The 18,547-nt window shown below is 72.2% G+C and carries 20 protein-coding genes; 7 read left to right on the top strand and 13 right to left on the bottom strand.

Annotated elements, in window-relative coordinates:
• Nucleotides 1-110 precede the first annotated feature (110 nt).
• The 3 genes from nusB to ACYVK5_RS13750 form a co-directional block, all read right to left on the bottom strand.
• The gene (nusB, locus tag ACYVK5_RS13760) at nucleotides 111-527 is read right to left on the bottom strand and encodes a transcription antitermination factor NusB (RefSeq protein ID WP_460705861.1); all 417 of its coding nucleotides are present in this window, start codon (nucleotides 525-527) and stop codon (nucleotides 111-113) included.
• Complete coding sequence (efp, locus tag ACYVK5_RS13755) at nucleotides 527-1,090, bottom strand: elongation factor P (RefSeq protein ID WP_460705860.1); 564 nt, start codon at nucleotides 1,088-1,090, stop codon at nucleotides 527-529. The genes nusB and efp overlap by 1 nt, the downstream gene beginning before the upstream one ends.
• A gap of 106 nt (nucleotides 1,091-1,196) precedes the next feature.
• The gene (locus ACYVK5_RS13750; RefSeq protein ID WP_460705857.1) at nucleotides 1,197-1,778 is read right to left on the bottom strand and encodes a Pycsar system effector family protein; all 582 of its coding nucleotides are present in this window, start codon (nucleotides 1,776-1,778) and stop codon (nucleotides 1,197-1,199) included.
• A 229-nt stretch (nucleotides 1,779-2,007) separates the two neighbouring features.
• On the opposite strand from ACYVK5_RS13750, the gene ACYVK5_RS13745 reads away from it, so the two are divergent.
• The 3 genes from ACYVK5_RS13745 (at nucleotide 2,008) to ACYVK5_RS13735 (ending at nucleotide 4,379) form a co-directional block, all read left to right on the top strand.
• A complete protein-coding gene (locus ACYVK5_RS13745; protein ID WP_460705855.1) occupies nucleotides 2,008-2,616 on the top strand; it encodes a SatD family protein in 609 nt (202 codons plus the stop codon).
• Nucleotides 2,616-3,374 carry a hypothetical protein gene (locus tag ACYVK5_RS13740; RefSeq protein ID WP_460705853.1) on the top strand — a complete coding sequence of 253 codons (759 nt, stop codon included), beginning with the start codon at nucleotides 2,616-2,618 and terminating at the stop codon, nucleotides 3,372-3,374. Before ACYVK5_RS13745 ends, ACYVK5_RS13740 begins: the two co-directional genes overlap by 1 nt.
• 156 nt (nucleotides 3,375-3,530) lie before the next feature.
• On the top strand, nucleotides 3,531-4,379 hold the full coding sequence (locus ACYVK5_RS13735; protein ID WP_460705851.1) for an arylamine N-acetyltransferase family protein: 849 nt from the start codon (nucleotides 3,531-3,533) through the stop codon (nucleotides 4,377-4,379).
• A 58-nt stretch (nucleotides 4,380-4,437) separates the two neighbouring features.
• Here ACYVK5_RS13735 and ACYVK5_RS13730 read toward each other — a convergent pair whose 3' ends face one another.
• A complete protein-coding gene (locus ACYVK5_RS13730) occupies nucleotides 4,438-4,881 on the bottom strand; it encodes a type II 3-dehydroquinate dehydratase (protein ID WP_460705849.1) in 444 nt (147 codons plus the stop codon).
• Nucleotides 4,882-4,972: 91 nt separating this feature from the next.
• On the opposite strand from ACYVK5_RS13730, the gene ACYVK5_RS13725 reads away from it, so the two are divergent.
• Nucleotides 4,973-5,203, top strand: coding sequence for a hypothetical protein (locus ACYVK5_RS13725; RefSeq protein ID WP_460705847.1), 231 nt, complete (start codon nucleotides 4,973-4,975; stop codon nucleotides 5,201-5,203).
• Nucleotides 5,204-5,319: 116 nt separating this feature from the next.
• On the opposite strand, the gene soxR is transcribed toward ACYVK5_RS13725, so the two are convergent.
• The 4 genes from soxR to ACYVK5_RS13705 all read right to left on the bottom strand — a co-directional run bounded on the left by soxR (nucleotide 5,320) and on the right by ACYVK5_RS13705 (nucleotide 10,186).
• Nucleotides 5,320-5,847 (bottom strand): redox-sensitive transcriptional activator SoxR, encoded by a 528-nt coding sequence (soxR, locus tag ACYVK5_RS13720; protein ID WP_460705845.1) that lies wholly within the window; start codon nucleotides 5,845-5,847, stop codon nucleotides 5,320-5,322.
• Complete coding sequence (locus ACYVK5_RS13715; RefSeq protein ID WP_460705843.1) at nucleotides 5,844-7,490, bottom strand: serine/threonine-protein kinase; 1,647 nt, start codon at nucleotides 7,488-7,490, stop codon at nucleotides 5,844-5,846. Before ACYVK5_RS13715 ends, soxR begins: the two co-directional genes overlap by 4 nt.
• Before the next feature lie 93 nt (nucleotides 7,491-7,583).
• A complete protein-coding gene (locus tag ACYVK5_RS13710; protein WP_460705841.1) occupies nucleotides 7,584-8,963 on the bottom strand; it encodes an MFS transporter in 1,380 nt (459 codons plus the stop codon).
• Nucleotides 8,964-9,058: 95 nt separating this feature from the next.
• Nucleotides 9,059-10,186, bottom strand: a complete 1,128-nt coding sequence (locus tag ACYVK5_RS13705; protein WP_460705839.1) for a M15 family metallopeptidase — start codon at nucleotides 10,184-10,186, stop codon at nucleotides 9,059-9,061.
• A gap of 104 nt (nucleotides 10,187-10,290) precedes the next feature.
• Here ACYVK5_RS13705 and ACYVK5_RS13700 point away from each other — a divergent pair, with 104 nt between their 5' ends.
• Nucleotides 10,291-11,184, top strand: coding sequence for an endo alpha-1,4 polygalactosaminidase (locus tag ACYVK5_RS13700; RefSeq protein ID WP_460705837.1), 894 nt, complete (start codon nucleotides 10,291-10,293; stop codon nucleotides 11,182-11,184).
• A 153-nt stretch (nucleotides 11,185-11,337) separates the two neighbouring features.
• Here the strand turns inward: ACYVK5_RS13700 and ACYVK5_RS13695 are convergent, their stop codons facing one another.
• Nucleotides 11,338-11,928, bottom strand: a complete 591-nt coding sequence (locus ACYVK5_RS13695; protein ID WP_460705835.1) for an SGNH/GDSL hydrolase family protein — start codon at nucleotides 11,926-11,928, stop codon at nucleotides 11,338-11,340.
• 118 nt (nucleotides 11,929-12,046) lie between these two features.
• Here ACYVK5_RS13695 and ACYVK5_RS13690 point away from each other — a divergent pair, with 118 nt between their 5' ends.
• Both ACYVK5_RS13690 and ACYVK5_RS13685 read left to right on the top strand, forming a co-directional pair.
• Nucleotides 12,047-13,072 (top strand): alpha/beta hydrolase, encoded by a 1,026-nt coding sequence (locus ACYVK5_RS13690; RefSeq protein ID WP_460705833.1) that lies wholly within the window; start codon nucleotides 12,047-12,049, stop codon nucleotides 13,070-13,072.
• Nucleotides 13,051-13,890 carry a glycerophosphodiester phosphodiesterase family protein gene (locus tag ACYVK5_RS13685; protein WP_460705831.1) on the top strand — a complete coding sequence of 280 codons (840 nt, stop codon included), beginning with the start codon at nucleotides 13,051-13,053 and terminating at the stop codon, nucleotides 13,888-13,890. Before ACYVK5_RS13690 ends, ACYVK5_RS13685 begins: the two co-directional genes overlap by 22 nt.
• 48 nt (nucleotides 13,891-13,938) lie before the next feature.
• Here ACYVK5_RS13685 and ACYVK5_RS13680 read toward each other — a convergent pair whose 3' ends face one another.
• The 4 genes from ACYVK5_RS13680 to aroC form a co-directional block, all read right to left on the bottom strand.
• Nucleotides 13,939-15,297 carry an extracellular catalytic domain type 1 short-chain-length polyhydroxyalkanoate depolymerase gene (locus ACYVK5_RS13680; RefSeq protein WP_460705829.1) on the bottom strand — a complete coding sequence of 453 codons (1,359 nt, stop codon included), beginning with the start codon at nucleotides 15,295-15,297 and terminating at the stop codon, nucleotides 13,939-13,941.
• Nucleotides 15,298-15,485: 188 nt separating this feature from the next.
• Nucleotides 15,486-16,625, bottom strand: coding sequence for a 3-dehydroquinate synthase (gene aroB / locus ACYVK5_RS13675; protein WP_460705827.1), 1,140 nt, complete (start codon nucleotides 16,623-16,625; stop codon nucleotides 15,486-15,488).
• Nucleotides 16,622-17,311, bottom strand: a complete 690-nt coding sequence (locus ACYVK5_RS13670) for a shikimate kinase (protein ID WP_460705825.1) — start codon at nucleotides 17,309-17,311, stop codon at nucleotides 16,622-16,624. The genes aroB and ACYVK5_RS13670 overlap by 4 nt, the downstream gene beginning before the upstream one ends.
• Entirely contained in the window at nucleotides 17,308-18,546 is a 1,239-nt protein-coding gene (gene aroC, locus ACYVK5_RS13665) for a chorismate synthase (protein ID WP_460705823.1), read from the bottom strand. Before aroC ends, ACYVK5_RS13670 begins: the two co-directional genes overlap by 4 nt.
• Nucleotide 18,547 lies beyond the last annotated feature (1 nt).

Below are 18,547 nucleotides of genomic sequence, written 5' to 3'. Positions count from 1 at the left end.
TCCGCCTCACTGGACGGGCTTAAAGGGAGTCTGACACCGCCACCATAACCCGCCACACGGACACGAGAACGCCGCTCGCCGCGATGCGGCGAGCGGCGTTCCTCACACCGTCACGCGAGCAGGCTGGGCTTCATGTCCTTGATCCGGCCGAGCAGGCCGTTCACGAATGCCGGCGACTCGTCCGTCGACAGGCCGGCGACGAGCTCGACCGCCTCGTCGACGGCGACCGCGTCCGGCACATCGTCGTTGAACAGCAGCTCCCACGTGCCGATGCGCAGCACCGCCCGGTCGACGGCCGGCATGCGCCGCAGCGTCCAGCCGTGCGAGTACGTCTCCAGGGCCTCGTCGATGCGGTCCAGCCGCTCCAGGACACCCTCGACGATCTCGACCGTGTACTGCGGCACCGGCGCCTCCGTGTACGGAGTCCTGACACGGTCCGCCAGCAGCTTCGCGGTGTCGACGTCCCGCTGCTCGGCCTCGAAGAGGATGTCGGCGGCGCGCTTGCGCGCCTTGGTCCGGGCGCCCATCAGTCGTTGACGCGTCCCAGATAGTCGCGCGTGCGGGTGTCGACCTTGACCTTCGTGCCCTGCTCCAGGAACAGCGGGACCTGGATCTCGGCACCGGTCTGCAGCGTCGCCGGCTTCGTGCCACCGGTGGAACGGTCGCCCTGCAGGCCCGGCTCGGTGTAGGTGATCTCCATGGTCACGGCCTGGGGCAGCTCGATGTACAGCGGCTGGCCCTCGTTGGTGGCGACCATGACCTGCATGCCCTCGAGCATGAAGTCCTTCGCGTTGCCCACCGTCGCCGGGCTGATCATGATCTGGTCGTACGTCTCGTTGTCCATGAACACGTAGTCCGTGCCGTCCATGTACAGGAACTGGTAGTCGCGACGGTCCACGTTCGCGGTCTCGACCTTGATACCCGCGTTGAACGTCTTGTCGACGACCTTGCCCGACAGCACGTTCTTCATCTTGGTACGGACGAACGCGCCACCCTTGCCCGGCTTGACGTGCTGGAACTCGATGATCGTCCAGAGCTGACCGTCGATGCGGAGCACGGTGCCGTTCTTGATGTCGTTCGAGGTTGCCACGTTCGTCTTCCTGTAGTTCGGATCTGGTCCGGGCGCGACGAACACGACGTCACGACCGAGAAGTTCGGGAGTAGCGCCTCAGTCTAACGGCGAGCGGGCATCGCGCTCACATCGGTGTCGCCCGAACCACGATCCCGATCGCCCCGGACGCGACCATCAGCACCACCGAGGCCGGGTAGTAGCTCAGCGCGCGGCGGATATGGGCGTGCTTCCGGGTCGATATGTCGGCGAGGTTCTTGACCTGAACCCAGGCTTCGCGGCGGTCCGTCTCCGCATCACGCTCGGTGAGCTCGTCGACCGAGGCGCCGACGATGTCGGGCAAGGAGTACCGGGAGAACTCCCGGTACGCCATGCGCGGCCGCAGCGAGAGGACCAGATGAAAGCCGGCGACACCGCAGAGCACGATCGCGATCACCCCGAGCACCGCACCCAGGACGGCCAGCCCTGCTCCCGGGACGAGCGCTTGCTCGAACGGGATCGCGGGCGTCCCGACACCGAGCGTCAGGGCTATCGCTGCGACGAGGACGCTGGTCTTGACGTCGGCGTTGGTGATCGTGAGCTGGAGCATGGACTGGACGAACTGGGCGTCGGCGCTCGCCGCGCCACGGTCGATCGATCCCTCGGCCCCGGACCGGTCTGTCAATCGACGTGCATCGCGCTGCAGGCGACCGGAACTCCACCAGCTCACCGGCTCCTCCTCCCGCTCGTCGAGCATCCGACCCGCGGTCCGGACGCCGATCCGCTGTCATCGCGACGAAACGCCAGCAGCGCCTCCCCAACGGTTCGCAAGATCGTATTCGTACTGATCACTGCCGCGCAGCCATCTCCCATGTCGCCGGCCCACCTGTACTGTTGCGGATGCGCCACAATGAGCGCAGCGCTTAAGTCTCGACGTCTTAAGGGGACGGCCCTCGGTCATGTTCACGCTCATCGGTGACCTCATCGGATCCCGCGAGGTTCCTGACCGCGCCGCGGTTCAGCGGACGATCGGCGAGATCCTGGGCCGGGTGAACGACGCCGTCGACACGGCACAGCTCCTGGAGCCGACGATCGGCGACGAGATCCAGGGCGGGTTCACCACGATCGGCGACGCGACGCTCGCGACGCTCCTCATCCGACTCGAGCTCGCGCCGGCCGTCGACATGCGCTTCGGCCTCGGGTACGGCGACGTCACCGTGCACGACGACGACCGTCGTCCGCTCCTTCAGGACGGCCCCGGCTGGTGGACGGCCCGCGAGGCCATCGACAAGCTCAAAGGCAAGCACGGCACGTGGTACGTGGGACCGGAGGACGGCGGCGATGCCCCGGATCCCGCATTCGTCAACGCATTCCTGCTCGCTCGCGATGCACTCGTCGCGATGCTGAACGAACGCCAGCACCGGATGCTTCTCCTCGCCTTGAGGGGCAAGTCCCAGCGCGCGATAGCGCAGGCCGAGGACATCACCGAATCGGCCGTCAGCCAAGCGTTCGCCCGCGGCGTCCGGGCCGCACACGACTCGCAGGTCACCTTCGGAAAGGCAGGATGATGGCAATACTGGGAGCGTTCCTCGGCGCGCTCGGCGTGAGCGACCTGTTCCGCGCGTCGAAAGACGACACCTCGATGCGTCGGCGGTCCATCGTCCTCGCCGTAGGGGTCGTCACCCTCGGACTACTGCTCGCGGCCGGCGGTACCGCCGGGACCGGCTGGCTCCTGGCCGTCCCGCTCGTTCTCGCGCTGGCGGCCTGGACTCTCGGATCCGCTGACGCTCTTGCCACGCGCACACGACGGACCCCACGCATCGTGGCGTTCACGGGCCTTGCGGTCGGTGTGGCGGTCAGCCTCCTGCTGGCCGACGGCAATACCGGCCGGTGGCCGGCCATCCTCTCCGGCCCGCTCACCGCCATCCCGTACGACCGGGCCGTTCTGGTGCTCGGTGTCGCGCTGGCCCAGCTGGCCACGGCGAACGTCATCGTTCGCCTCACCCTCGAAACCGTCGGTGTACCGACGACCCCCGGAGAAAAGCGGCTCAAGAGCGGGCGGGTGCTCGGCTCGATGGAGCGCTTGTTCATCCTCGGGCTGGGCATGACCGGAGCCTTCACAGCGGCTGCGGCAGTCGTCGCCGCCAAGGGTCTGCTCCGCTATCCGGACGTCAAGGCCGATCACAAGGCAGCCGCGGCAGGGGCCCGCCCCAACCCCGTATCGGAGTATTTCCTGATCGGCAGCTTTGCGAGTTGGCTGGTGGCGGTCGCCGGACTCGCCGCCGTCGGGCTCGACGCCGCGATCGCCGGTGGCACCTGGTTGTGAGCCATCGCCCACAGATCCCTTAAGTCGGCGATACTTAAGCCTCTAGCTTCAGTCGCAATGGAAGGGCGGCACGCCCGGGCGGTGTCACGAGCGCCGGATCGGCATCTCCGCGCGCCGCTTGACCTCAACCGGGGTTGAGGTAGTGCACTGGCGCACATGACCCTCGAGCACGCCCCGAACCCCGCGCACGGCGCCACGACCACCACCCACGACTGGCGTCCCGACCGCCTCGACGTCGGCGGCTACCTCGCCCGGCTCGGGATCCCGGCGCGGCCGCCGAGCCTCTCGGCGCTCGCCGAGATCCACGAGCGGCACGTGGGCACCTTCACGTTCGACAACGTCGACGTGCTCCTGCGGCAGCACCCGGGAGTCGGCCTCGACGCCGTGCGGGAGAAGTTCGTCGGGCGCGGACGCGGTGGCTACTGCTTCGAGCACTCGACCCTTCTGGCCGCGGCGCTGGAGCAGCTCGGGTACCAGGTGATCCGGAGGCTCGGGCGCGTCGGGGACCCCGCCAAGGGGCCGGTGAGCTCGCGCACCCACCTTGTCGTCGAGGTGGTCCTGGATGGCGAACGCCTGCTCTGCGACCCGGGTTTCGGGATGAGCATCGTGCGGCCCGTTCCGCTGATCGACGGACACGAGGAGGAACAGGCCGGCGAGCGGTTCCGGGTCGTGCGGGCCCGCGAGGGCGACGTCGTCGCCTGGCAGCTGCAGCGGCTACGCGAGACGGGCTGGGAGGTACAGCACACGACCGACGAGCTCCCGGTGCACCCGGCCGATGTCGAGGACGGCCACCACGCGACGAGTACCTCTCCGGCCTCGCACTTCACCAGGGGCCTGATCGTTGCTCGGCGCCTGCCGGACATGCACGTGACACTCACCTCCGACAGCGTGACGATCCGGCGTCCGGGCGCCCCGACCGAGCACCGCGACATCGGCGCCGGCGAACTCGCGAGTGGCTCGACGTCGTCAACCCGCACCTGTCCGCGGACGAGATCGAGCGCCTGATGGCATGGAACGCCGCGCACCGGATCGCCGGATAGTTCATACCCAGGGCAGAACAGCCTCACCCGACGCGCGACGCCACCGCCTCCAGGGCCAGGCGATAGCTCTCGAAACCGAAGCCCGCGATCGTGCCCGTCGCCACCCCGGCGACCACCGACAGATGACGGAACGACTCCCGGGTCGCCGGGTTGGACAGGTGGACCTCCACCAGCATGAGACCGGAGCCGGTCACCTGGGCCGCGGCGTCGCGCATGCCGTAGCTGTAGTGCGTGAACGCCGCCGGGTTGAGGACGACGTGAGCGCGGGCGTCGACGGCCTCGTGCAACCAGCCCAGAAGTGTCGCCTCGTCGTCGGTCTGGCGGACCTCGACGTCCAGGTCCAGGCCAGCCCCCCACTCCCCCGCCGCCTTCTCGAGGTCCGCCAGCGTGGCGCGGCCGTAGATCTCCGGCTCCCGCACGCCGAGCCGGCCGAGGTTGGGTCCGTTGAGGACGAGCACTCGCGTCATGGACATGAGGGTAGGTGACCTCGGGACCTGCCGTGGAGACGTCTCGCCGCTTGGCACACTTTTTATAACTGGTGAGTCGTGTCGTTCGGAGATGCCTGAGTTCCTCGAGATCCCCGTTGCCGGACGCGCCCCGCTCACAGTCCGGCCGCTCACGCACGACGACGAGACCGCCGCCCGCGCTGCGCACGCGAGCTTCCCGAACTGGACATTCCTGTTCGTGCACGACGGCGAGACCTGGGCGAAGCATCTCGAACGGCTGGACCAGGAGCGGCGGGGCGAGAGCGACCTCCCCGGAGCGCGCTGCCCGCGGGCGCGGCCGTGAGCGGTCGCCCGGAAACCCGTAGCGCCCGCGCGCAGCCACGGCGTTCTGCTCGACGGCCGCGCTCCCACCGACCGAGATGGCGCGGCCGGCGCCGGCGGAAGGCTCCCGACAGCCACTCAGACCCGCACGCCGCCGGCACCCGTGCCGTCGTCGTCCTCGACACCGTCGACCAGCAGCCGGCGCGGGCCCGTGCCCGTGTCCGAGAGCTCGTCGTGCGGGTTGTTCAGCCCGCAGGTCCGCAGCGAGAGACAGCCGCAGCCGATGCAGTCGGTGAGGGTGTCGCGCAACCGCTCCATCTGCTCGATGCGCGCGTCCAGGTCCTCGCGCCACGCGCGCGACAGGCGGGCCCAGTCCTTCTTGTTCGGCGCCCGGTCCGCCGGCAGCGTCGCCAGCGCCTCACCGATCCGCGCGAGCGGGATCCCCACCCGTCGCGAGGTGCGGATGAACGCCACCCGGCGCAGCACGTCGCGGCGGTAGCGCCGCTGGTTGCCCCGGGTACGGCGACTCGTGATCAGCCCCTGCCGCTCGTAGAAGTGCAGCGCGGAGACCGCGACACCGGAGCGCCGGGCGACCTCCCCCACGGTGAGCTCCGAGTGGTCCCAGGGGGCCGGGCTCGCGGCCGTCGCGGCTTCGGCGTCCGTCATTCGTCACTCGAGCCGCTTGGCACACTTTTTTGCGTCTGGTCGTCCGAGCTCGCCGTCGACGGGACCGGAACCGTGCCGGTCTCGCGGAGGCTCGCGCCCAGCGCGTCCTCGCCCTCGAAAGGCGTCACGCACGACGACGTCGACGGCGCCGTGGCGCTCACGACCGGCTCGGTGCCGACGGAGATGCGACAGCTGATCTCTCCCTCGGCGCCGCTGCCCGTCGCGCCCACCGCGAGCACGTTCTCGTCGACCGGGATCCTGCCGCGCCACGGCGTCTCCACGAGGAACCCCTCCTCGTTGCCCACCTGCACGGTGCTCACGCCCACCACGCCGTCGGGCCCGGACGGCCCGGGGCTCGGGGACGCCCCGCCCTCGTCCCGCACCACCGTCGCCGCGTACCCGACGAGGACCTGCTCGCCGGGCGTGGCGGTGGTGATCACGATCTCGACGAAGTGGTCCGGGTCGGGGTCCGGCGCGATGCGCTCGCCCTCGATCGTGTACCAGCCGTCGGATGCCACGCTCGGGCCCGGCGGGTTCGCGAGACGGTCGTACAGCGTCCACGCGCCCACGGGGACGAGCAGGCCGGCAAGACCCGCCGCGACGACCTTCAGCGCGGCGGTCCTCCTCCTGCCGGCCCGGGAGGCCCGGGAGGGACCGGCCGGGCTCCCGTCGGCGAGCGGGCTGATCTCCTCGGTCTCCTCGGCCTCGCTCCTGGCCTCCAGCGCCCGGACCGCCTTGGCCCGCGCGGCGATCATCGTGTTCAGCGCCGCCGTGGTCCGCCACGTGACGGGCCTGGCCGTGCGGCGGGTGATGCGTTCGACGATCTGCTGCGGGGTCGGCCGGGCCGCCGGATCCTTCACGAGACAGTCGCGGATCAGGACCATCAGCTCCGGCGGCACGCCGTCGAGGTCCGGCCCGGTGTGCACCACGCGATAGGCGACGGACTCCGCCGGGCCGCTCCCGAACGGCGACCTGCCCGTGGCGGCGTAGGCCAGCAGGCAGCCGAACGAGAAGACGTCGGAGGCCGGGCCGGCCTCGTGCCCGCGCACCTGCTCGGGCGACATGTACGACGCCGTGCCCAGCACCTGGCTGACGGACGTGAGCGCGGTGGCCTCCAGCGCCCGGGCGATACCGAAGTCGATGATCCGCGGGCCACCCGTGGTGAGCAGCACGTTCCCGGGCTTCAGGTCGCGGTGCACGAGACCGGCGCCGTGGATCGTGGTGAGGCCCTCCGCGAGACCGAGGCCGAGCGCGCGCAGGGTGGCGACGTCGAACGGCCCGGACTCGCCGATCGCCTCCCGCAGCGACGGGCCGAGCACGAAGGCGGTGGCCATCCACGGCCGGCGGGCGTGCGGGTCGGCGTAGACCAGGCCCGCCGTGTGGCTGCCCGACACCCGGCGCGCGGCGTCGACCTCCCGCGCGAACCGTTCGCGGAACTCCTGCTCGCCGGTCAGGTCCAGCCGGACCACCTTGACGGCGACCTTCTCGCCCTCCGGCGTCCGGCCGAGGTACACGGTTCCCATCCCACCGGAACCGAGCACACCGAGCAGCCGGTACGGCCCCAGATGACGCGGGTCCTCCGGACGCAGTGGCGCGGCGGCGCCTGCGGCCCCGGGCACGCCGGGACCAGCCTCGATCGACACGCTGTGATTCCCCCTCACACGCGAATCTCGTCTGTTCTCGGCTCGTCGGCCGCGGGCCGCGCCCTGCCGAGCCCGCACGTGCCCGGGGCGATGCTACTGGTGCGCGACCGGGCGGGCGAAATCAGCAGGGGCCTTGACGAACAGCATCAGGATCAGTCCGGCGAGGACGACCGCGACGATACCGAGCGTGCCCCAGATGGTGGCACCGGTCAGGGTGATCATCACGGTCCACAGCCCCGCGGACATGAACGACGCCGCCCGGCCGGTCGTCGCGTACAGGCCGAAGATCTCCGACTCCTTGCCCGCGGGGGTGACGCGTGTGAGGAAGGACCGCGACGCCGACTGGGCCGGTCCGACGCAGGCCGAGAGGACCATGCCGCCGATCCAGTACACCATCGCGCCGCCGTCGCGGGCGAGGACCACGAACAGGCCCGCCGCGACGATGATGCCCAGCGCCCAGAGGATGACCGCGCGCGGACCGAATCGGTCGTCGGCGCGGCCGGCCAGGATGGTGCTCGCTCCGGCAACCAGGTTCGCGGCGATGCCGAAGATGATCACCTGGTCGTTCGTGAAGCCGAAGCTGACCTTCCCGATGATCGCCCCGAACGCGAACACACCCGCGAGGCCGTCGCGGAACACCGCACTGGCCAGCAGGAACCAGAACGTGGGGCGGGACGTGCGCCAGAGCGCCGCGATGTCCTGGACGAGCACGACGTAGCTGCGCAGGAACCCGACGGGCGACCGGGTCGCGTTCGGCGGCGGCTCGGGCACGTAGGCGAACAGCTGCCACGCGAACGCGCACGCCCAGATCGCCGACCCGATCGCGATGACGCGGAACGGCAGGCCGTCGTCGGTCGGCATCCCCCACCAGTCGAACGCGTTCGCGATGACGACCAGCACCAGCGCGAGGATGCCACCCACGTACCCCAGACCCCAGCCGAGGCCGGACACCTTGCCGACGGTCCGCGGCGTCGAGACGCTCACGAGCATCGCGTTGTAGTTCACGCCCGCGATCTCGCTGAACACGCTGCCCAGCCCGATGAGGAGTGCGCCCAGCACGAAGTAGCGCGGGTCGGCCTCCACGAACCAGAGCGCCGCCATGCAGGCGATGAGCCCGATCGTCCCGCCCGCGAGCCACGCCTTGCGCCGGCCGGACGCGTCGGCCCGCTGCCCGAGCACCGGCGCCAGCACGGCGATGAGGATGCCCGCCACGGTGGTCCAGAAGCCGAGGCCGCTGGTCAGCTCCGCCAGGCCCCGCTCGTACTCCGGGCTTCCCTCCCCCAGCGCGGCGACGTCGGGCGGCAGGAACGACTCCGTGGTCAGGTACAGCGCCGTGAAGACGAACGTCAGGATCACCGTGTTGAACGGCTGCGTGCCCCAGTCCCACAGGGCCCAGGCCAGGACGCGCTTGCGCGGGATATCGGCGTCGGCCTGCAGCTCGAGCCCCGTCGCGGGGGCGGCATTCTCGCTCATGGGACGGAACTCTCCTCGATGGGGATGAACGAAAGGTAGCGCAGGTCACCCGGCGAGGTGCCGCCCGGTGTCCCCGCCGCGGCCGTCCGGCGCGCTCAGAGGGTCTCGATCGGGGATTCCTTGTGCTGCCAGTGCCAGGGCTCGGGGACGCGGCCGTTGGGTGCGGCCCATCGGGGGTGGACCCAGCCATGGGCGGGTGCGTTGGCCTGCATCCACTCGTGCTGGGGGGTGCCGAAGGTCTGGATGCCGCCGCCGAGGTCGATGGCGAGGCCGAGGCCGTGGGTGGAGCAGCCGGGGGCGGCGGCGAAGGGTGAGGTGGGGTCGTACAGGCCGGCCTGGTCGTCAAGGGTGCGGTAGGCGGAGTTGACGGTGAGGTCGGTGCCGAAGTGCGCCCGGTAGGCGTTGTTGAGGGAGACGAGGTCGTCGAGGAGGTCGGCGCGGACGCGGAACCGGGTGTCCCAGGGGACGGGGGTGAGCCGGTCGTCGGGGATGCGGCCACTGTCAGGGGTCCACAGCTGGTCGGGTGCGGGGCAGGTGGCGGCGTCCTGCGCGGTGACCATGGAGTCGGTGGTGGCGCTGAGCTCCGCGTGACGGGCCGTGAGGTCGTCGACCGCTTCTGCGAGCTGGGCGAGGTCCGCGCCGGCGAGGCGGTCGTCGCGGGTGCGGGTGCGGGTGACCTCGGCGGAGTCGAGGGCGGAGCGGAGAGCGGAGCGCGTGAGGTCGTCGCCGTCGAGGGCATCGGTGACGGTGTAGACCTTCTCGGCGTGGACCATCGTCCTCTCGAGCTCGTCGCGGCCCGTGGTGATGTCGTTCCTGGCACGCTCCACCATCGAGGCCCAGACGCGGTCGGAGGCGGCGATGAGGCCCTCGGTGGCGTCGACGGCCTCACCCGGCTGCCGGTCGACGAACGGGGTGCCGTTGAGGACGTCGTCGGCGGCGGTCAGCTGCTCGGCAAGCGCCTCGCGGATGGCGGGGTCGGCGACGCGGCCCTCCGACTGCGCGAGCAGGGTCTCGGCGGATTCGGCCTGCCTCGCCAGGTCGTCGGCCTCGCGCTCCAGGTACCAGTACGCGGCGCCGGCCGTCAGAGACAGCAGGAAGGCGACGACCGTGACGATGATGGTGTTGGTGCGACCGCGGTGGCGCTTCCTGGGCTGCTTCGCGCGGACCGGTTCCGGGAACGGCGGCGGCTCGGCGGCGGGAGGTGGGAAGGCCGTCTGGGTCACAGCGTCAGAACCTACGGCACGACGCGGTGACGTGGACAATCGCGGCCGGGTGATTTCGGCTCGCGCGGCGGGGATCCCGGGCGGGGCGTCCTACCGTAGGGCTCATGTCGCGAACCCCCCTGGCCCTGCTCACCGTCGTGGTGCTGTCCGTGTCGGCCGGTTGCGCAGCCTCCGGTGGCGCCGGGATGCCGGGCGCGACGGCCGGCACGGGTGCCGGCGCGAGCCCCGGTGCGGCGTCCGCGAGCGCCGTGGGTCTTCCTCCGGCGGGCGGGCGGCTGGACTATCAGCTCGGTGCGGCGTACGAGCCGGGGGGTGGTCTGGACGTCGTGGTGCGGGACGCGTCGGCGGAGCCGTTGGCGGGCGTGTACTCGGTGTGTTACGTCAACGGGTTCCAGACGCAGCCGGGTGAGGCCGGCCGGTGGGTCGGCGGGAACGAGGATCTGCTGGTGCGCGACGGTGACGGGGAGCTGGTGGTGGATCCGGACTGGCCCGACGAGTACGTTCTCGATCCGTCGACGGCCGGGCGGCGCGCGCGGATCCTGGCGATGGTCGGTCCGGTGATCGCCGGGTGTGCCGCGGACGGGTTCGACGCGGTGGAGATCGACAACCTGGATACGTGGACGCGGTTCGGTGATCCGGATTCGGGGCTGGTGGAGCGGGCCGGGGCGCTGGCTCTGGCGCGCGGTTACGTCGAGGTGGCGCACGGCGCGGGGCTCGCCGTCGGGCAGAAGAACGCGGCCGAGGCGGCGGAGGCGGGGCGTGATCTGGGGTTCGATTTCGCTGTGGTCGAGGAGTGCGGGGCTTATGCGGAGTGCGGGGCCTACCGTGCCGTGTACGGCGGCCGGGTGCTGCAGGTCGAGTACACGGACAACGTGCCGGTGTCGTTCGCGGAGCTGTGCGCGGATCCGGACCGTGCGCGGCTGGTGGTCCTGCGGGATCGCGATCTGGTGGGGCCGGGTGAGCCGGGGTATGTGCTGGAGCGGTGTGGTGGGCGGTAGCGGAGTGGTGGGTGTGTCTCTGCCCGCGTCGTGGGCGGGGTGGCGCCGGCGGCCGGTGTGGTCGGTCCTTGTGTGAGTGGTCGGCACGTCGAACTGCCGATCATTCGTGGACGGACCGACCACGCCCCGGCCGTGCCGCCGCCCGTGCACGCGTCACGCGCCGCGGTAGGCCTCCAGCCAGTTGTCGGCGATGAGGCGGGAGCCGGCCAGGGTCGGGTGGACGCCGTCGGGTGCGAGGCGTTCGGGGTCCTGGCCTGCGGCCTCGGTGAGGATGCGGTGGAGCGGGACCAGGCCGGCTCCGGTGTCGCGGGCGATCCGGGCGACGGCGGCGCGCTTGGCGTCGAGGTCCTCCAGCCAGTCGCGCTGGGCGTCGTGCACGGGCAGCACGAAGGGTTCCATGAGGATCAGCCGCGCCCCGTCGGTGCGTGCCACGAGGCGGCGGTAGGTCGCCTCGAAGTCCGCGGCGCTGGTGGGGTCGTCGCTGTCGAAGCGGCGCCAGGTGTCGTTCACGCCCACGTAGACGGTGAGGACGTCGGCGGCGGCCGGTTCGACGTCGTCGGCCCATCGCCGCTCGAGGTCGACGGCGCGGTCGCCGCCGATGCCGAGGTTCACGACGACGTCGTCCGCGACCTCCTTGGCGATGAGGCTCACGTAGCCGTCGCCGAGCGAGGCGGTGTCGGCGCGGTCGCGGTCGGCGTCGGTGATCGAGTCGCCGACGAAGACCAGGCGTGCGGTGCTGGGCATGCTGCCCCTCCTTGGATAGCGTTTACCGTGTTGCGTAGGCTAGCTCAGGTCCCGGCGCGTCCTGGTCTTGCCCCGCTGTTTGCTGACCGGTTGCCGGATCCCGGGCTACCATCCATCCGTGCCCGAACCTCAGCCGTCCGCGTCGTCGCAGGTGCCTCTGCGCTGGCAGCCCGACACGTTGCTGGGCGAGCCGTTCGAGCAGAGCAAGCTCGGTCCGGCGACGCTCGTGCGCTACGTGCCGGCCGGGCCCGTGGCCGGCCGGGGTGAGCCTGGCGGGGCGCCCGACGCCGTCCTGCCGCCGCACGCCGCCGTCGTGCACGTGCACGGCTACAACGACTACTTCTTCCAGGAGCACCTCGCGCGCGCCTTCGCCCGCGCCGGGTTCGCGTTCCACGCCGTCGACCTGCGCGCGGCGGGCCGTTCCCTGCGCGAGGGACAGGTGCCGCACTACGTCGGGGACCTGCGCGAGCAGGCCGCCGACATCGACGAGGCCGTACGGGCCGTGCGGGGCCTGCACCCCGGTGTCCCGCTGGTGGTGCACGCCCACTCCACCGGCGGGCTCACCGCGGCCCTGTGGGCGCACGCCCGCCGCGACACGCTCCCCGACGGTTCCTACCAGGGTCCCGACCTGCTGGTGCTGAACAGCCCGTTCCTCGACCTGCCGGGCACCCTCTTCGAGCGCACCGTGGGCACGTGGATCCTGCGCATCGCCGCGCCCGCGAGCCCGCACCGGGTCGTCACCGACGGCCGCAGCGAGTACGCCACGCACCTGCTGGCCGCGAACGGCGGCCGGTGGGAGTTCGACACCCGCCTCAAGAAGCCCGGGGGGCAGCCGGCCCTGGCCCTGTGGATGCGCGCCGTGCGGCGGGTCCAGATGCAGGTCGCGCGCGGCCTGCGGATCCCCGTGCCGGTGCTCGTGGCGCGGTCCGACTCCTCCGGGCCGGACCGCGCCGACAACCCGCTGCTCGACGCGCAGGACACCGTGCTCGACGTCGACCAGATCGCGCGCCGTGCCCGCCGGCTCGGCGACGACGTCACCCAGCTCGTCGTCCCCGGCGCCGTGCACGACCTGGCGCTGTCCGCGGACGGGCCGCGCACCGAGTACCTCGGCAAGCTGTTCGCGTGGCTGGAGGAACGGCTGTGACGGGCGGCGCGCACGCCGCGGCCACCGGCTACTTCGACGCCCCGCACGGGTTCGCCGCGCTCGCGCACCGCGGCTTCGCCCGCCCCGGCGGCGTCGACAACGGGCTCGAGAACTCTCTGGCCGCCTTCGCCGCCGCCGTCGCCCTGGGCTACTCCTACGTCGAGACGGACGCGCACGGCACCCGCGACGGCGTCGCCGTCGCCCTGCACGACGAGTCTCTCGACCGCACCACCGACGCCGCCGGACTCGTCGCCGACCTGCCCTGGAGCACGGTCCGCACCGCCCGCATCGGCGGCACGGAGCCCGTGCCCCGGCTCGACGACCTCCTGGGCACCTGGCCCGGCCTGCGCGTGAACATCGACGTCAAGGCCGACTCCGGCGTGGCCCCCGTGGCCGACGCCGTCGAACGCACCCGGTCCCACGACCGCGTCTGCGTCACCTCGTTCTCCCCCGCCCGCCGCCGCGCGACGCTCGCGCGCCTGTCCCGCCCGGTCGCGACCTCCGCCGGACGCGGCGAGGTCGCGCGCTTCCTCGCCGGGGCGCGCGCCCGCGTCGCCCCGCTCGCACGGCACGCCCTGCGCGACGTCGGCGCCCTCCAGGTCCCCGTGACGGACCGCGTGCCCGTCGCGGGACGGCTCACGGTGGTCGACGCCGTCACCGTGCGCACCGCCCACCGCGCCGGCAAGCAGGTCCACGTGTGGACCATCGACGACGCCGCCGAGATGCACCGCCTCATCGACCTCGGCGTCGACGGCATCGTCACCGACCGCGCCGACGTCCTCAAGGACGTGCTGACGGCCCGCGGCCTCTGGACCTGACCCACCTGCGGCGCTGGGCGACCTCCGGTCAGGGGCGCACTTGGCTCGTCACGGCTCGCTCCGGGGGAAGCACTGCACCGACGAGGGTGTGGTCGGGGCCGTGCCCGAGCCGATGAAGCCGTACGTCGCCGACTGGCCCGAAAGCACACGGCCGTTCCACGCGACGTTGCCCACGGACACCGTCCCGCTCCCGCTGTACAGCTCACCGTTCCACAGCTGCGAGACGCTCGATCCGGACAGCATGAACCGGGTCTGCCAGTCGAAGATCTGGTCGTTCGTCGCGGTCACCGTGACCTCCGCCTGATAGCCGCCCTGCCACGCGTTGACGACGGTCAGCACCGCCTCGCAGGTCCCCGACGGCGGCTGCGAGAACGTCGGATCGTCCGTCGGATCGTCGGTCGGGGTGGGAGTGGGCGTCGGCGTCGGCTCCCCGCCGCCCTCGTCCAGGCCGCCGAAGAACTCCATCGCGTACCCTGCCATGCCCGTGCGGTACAGGTCGTGCGGGTACCCCTGCAGGCTGATCGACTGGAACGCCGGGCGCGCGGCGTCCCCGTACGTGGTCCGCGTCCAGTCCGGCTGCGGCTGATCCACCACGCCCGAGCCCTGCGCGAGCCCGTGCAGGTTCGTCCACTGCTTGACCTGCTCGCCGAGGTTCGGGTACGCGAGCGCCGTGTCCTCCGTGCCGTGCCACGTCTGGAACCGCGGGTAGGAACCGCCGTACCCCGGGTACATGCCCCGCGCCGCGTCACCCCACTCCTGCGCCGTGCGGATGTCCTGCCCGCTCGAGCAGGTGCTGTTCCACGTGTTGTCCGCGCTGCCCGTCGCGAAACAGGTCGCCGGGACCCCCGCGAACGCCGCCCCGGCCGCGAACACGTCGGGATACAGCGCCAGCAGGACGTTCGTCATCATCGCGCCCGACGACACGCCCGTCGCGTAGATCCGCGAGGTGTCCACGCCGTACTCCGCCGTCGCGTGGTCGATCATCGACCTGATCGCCACCGGGTCGCTGCCGCCGCCGCGCGTCAGGGCGTCCGGTGAGTACACGTCGAAGCAGTGCCCCTCACGCGTCGCCTCGGGGAACACGATGACGAAGCCCTGCTCGTCGGCCGCCCGGACGAACTCCTGCGCCCCGCCGCTGAAGTACGCGGGCGCCGAACCCGTGCAGTAGTGCACCGCGACCAGGAGCGCCGGGTCCGGGTCCACGTCGTCGGGCACGTACACGTACATGTTCAGGCCGCTCGGGTTCGGCCCGAAGTCCGTCACCTGCTGCAGGCTCGCCGCCGACGCCGGCCGCATCGCCGCGCCGACCCAGAGCACCCCGAGCGTCAGGGCGAGCGTGGCCGCGAGCGCCCCGGCCACCGGGCGCAGGAATCGGCTTCTCGAGGCTGCGTGTATGCGGCTGCTCATCATCGAGCCCTTTCGTCGGGGTGCCGGGAGGACGCCGGAGTGCGACGACGCCGGCCGCCCCCACCCAAGCGACGGCGGGCCGCGCGGTCCACACCCTGAACCGATTAAGTGATCGGGCCGGTAGAAATGAGGTCGGGGACGCCGACCTCGTTCCTCCTGGCGGAAGCCTCCAAGCCCGGACCCGGCGCTCAGCCCAGGGTCAGCTGTGTCTCGCGGCCCGCCGGGGGTTCCTTGGACACCTCGGCGTACGCGGCCGCCAGCAGGGTCGGGTCCGGGCCTTCCAGGCGGACCGGGCGGGCGACGTCGTCGAGCACGACGAAGCGCAGCATGTCGCCACGGGACTTCTTGTCGCGGCGCATGGCGCCGAGCAGGTCGTCCCACTTGTCGCCGCGGTACGACGTCGGCAGCCCGAGCGCGGCGAGCAGGTCGCGGTGGCGGTCGACGACGGCGTCGTCGAGCTTGCCGGCGAGCCGGGCGAGCTCGGCGGCGAACACCATGCCGACGGCGACGGCGGCGCCGTGGCGCCACTGGTAGCGCTCGGCGAGCTCGACGGCGTGTCCGAAGGTGTGCCCGTAGTTGAGGATCTCGCGCAGGCCGGACTCCTTGAGGTCCTCGCCCACGACCCTCGCCTTGACCCGCACGGAACGGGTGACCAGTTCGGCGAGCACGTCCCAGGTGGCCGCGGGCGCGTCGGCGCCCTGCCAGCCCTTGAGGTCGGCGGCGTGCTCGTTGACGAGGCGCAGGATCTCCTCGTCGGCGATGAAGCCGGTCTTGACGACCTCGGCGAGCCCGGCCACCAGGTCCCACCGGTCCAGGGACTCCAGGGCGGCCAGGTCGCACAGCACGCCGGCGGGCGGGTGGAAGGCGCCCACCAGGTTCTTGCCCTCGGCGGTGTTGATGCCGGTCTTGCCTCCGACGGCGGCGTCGACCATCGCGAGCAGCGTGGTGGGCATGTGCACGACGCGGATGCCGCGCAGCCAGGTCGCGGCGACGAAGCCGGCCAGGTCCGTCGTCGCGCCGCCGCCCACGGACACGATCGCGTCGGACCGGGTGAAGTCGGCCTGCCCGAGGACCTGCCAGCAGAAGGCGGCGACCTGCGCGGTCTTCTGCTCCTCGGCGTCGGGCAGCTCGACGGCGAACGCCTCGTAGCCCTGGGCCTTGAGGTCCTCGCGCACGGTCTCGCCGGTGGCCTGCAGGGAGGCCGGGTGCATGACGAGCACCCGCCGCGCGTCGCGGCCGATCATCGCGGTCAGCTCGCCGAGCAGGTGCTTGCCGATGACGACGTCGTACGGGCGCTCTCCGGGCACGGTCACGCGGGTGGGGCTCACTGCTGGTCCTCCTGCTCGGTCCGGGCGGGCCGCGTCGTGGGCGTCTCGTCGTCCGGGTGCTCGTCGTCCAGGTGCTTGGGATCGGCCAGTTCGGCCACGGGCTGCAGCCCGAGCGCGGCGACGATCTCGGCCGCCGCCTCGGCCGCGGGACGTTCCGTGGACTCGACCCGCAGGGTCGCGAGTCGCTCGTAGGTGGGGCGGCGTTCGTCCATGAGGGCCTGCCACCGCTGCCGCGGGTTGCCGAGCAGCAGCGGGCGGGCCTGGTTCATGCCGACGCGGGGCGCGGCCACCGCGAGGGTGACGTCGAGGAACACGACGTTGCCGCCGCGTTCGGCGTAGGCGGTCAGGGCGTCGGCGGTACCGGGGTCCATCACCGCTCCCCCGCCGAGTGCCAGGATCCCGTCGTGCTCCTCGAGCGCGTCCGCGACGGCCCGGCGTTCCATGGCGCGGAAGGCGGGCTCGCCGTCGTCGACGAAGATGTCGGAGACGGGCTTGCCCGCGCGCTCCTCGATGTCGTGGTCGGTGTCGCGCACGCCCAGGCCGAGGCCGTGGGCCAGGACGCGCCCGAGCTTGGACTTGCCGGAGCCGGGCGGGCCGACGAGGACGAGGACGGGGCCGGGAGCGGGGCGGGTGTCCGGGCTCGCCGGCGGTGTCGTGCCGGCGGCCGGGGACGCGTCGTGGCTCATCGCAGCGCTCGCGGGATCGTGGCGAGGTAGGCCTCGGCGTTGCGCCGGGTCTCGGTGAGCGAGTCCCCGCCGAACTTCTCGATGGCGGCCTCGGCGAGCACGAGCGCGACCATCGCCTCGGCGACGACGGCCGCGGGCGGCACCGCGCACACGTCCGAGCGCTGGTGGTGGGCGGTCACGGCCTCACCGGTGGCGACGTCCACGGTCGGCAGGGCGCGCGGCACGGTGGAGATGGGCTTCATGGCGGCGCGTACCCGCACCGCCTCGCCGTTCGACATGCCGCCCTCGATACCGCCGGCGCGGTTCGTGCCGCGGGTGATCCCCGGCCCGCCGTCGTCCCCCGCGGCGCCGCTGCCGGGCAGGATGGCGTCGTGCGCCGCCGTGCCGCGGCGGCGGGCGGTGCGGAAGCCGTCGCCGACCTCGACGCCCTTGATCGCCTGGATGCCCATGAGCGCCGCGGCCAGCCGCGCGTCGAGACGCCGGTCGCCCTGGACGTACGTGCCCAGACCCGACGGGACGCCGTAGGCGACCACCTCGACCACGCCGCCGAGCGTGTCGCCGTCGGCCTTGGCCAGATCGATCTCCTCGACCATCAGCTTCGAGGTGGCGGCGTGGTGGCAGCGCACCGGGTCGGCGTCGAGCGCGGCCACGTCGCCGGGCCCGGGCACCGGCGCGTCGCCGGGCACCTCGACCGGCCCGATCCCGACGACGTGCGAGACCAGCCGCACGCCCAGGGCCTGCTCGAGGAACTTCGCGGCCGCCGTCCCGAGGGCGACGCGCATCGCCGTCTCGCGGGCGCTGGCGCGCTCCAGGACGGGGCGGGCGTCGTCGAACGCGTACTTGCGCATCCCCACCAGGTCGGCGTGGCCGGGCCGGGGGCGGGTGAGGGGCCGGTTGCGGGCGATCTCCCGCTCGTCGCCCGTGCCGGCGTCCCTCAGGAGCGCCTCACGTGGCACCGGGTCGGCGGACATGACCTCGGTCCACTTCGGCCACTCGGAGTTACCGATCTCGACGGCGAGCGGCCCGCCCTGCGTGAGCCCGTGCCGCAGGCCGCCGAGCACGCGCAGCTCGTCCTGCTCGAACTTCTGCCGCGAGCCGCGCCCGTAACCGAGACGACGACGGGCGAGCGCCGCCCGGATGTCGTCGGTGGTGAGGGCCACACCCGCCGGCAGACCCTCCATCACCCCCACCAGGGCAGGACCGTGCGACTCTCCCGAGGTCAACCAGCGAAGCATG

This window comes from Myceligenerans halotolerans, assembly GCF_054782975.1.
Note: the sequence above shows the minus strand (reverse complement) of the source record. Positions and strands in the feature narration are given on the sequence as shown.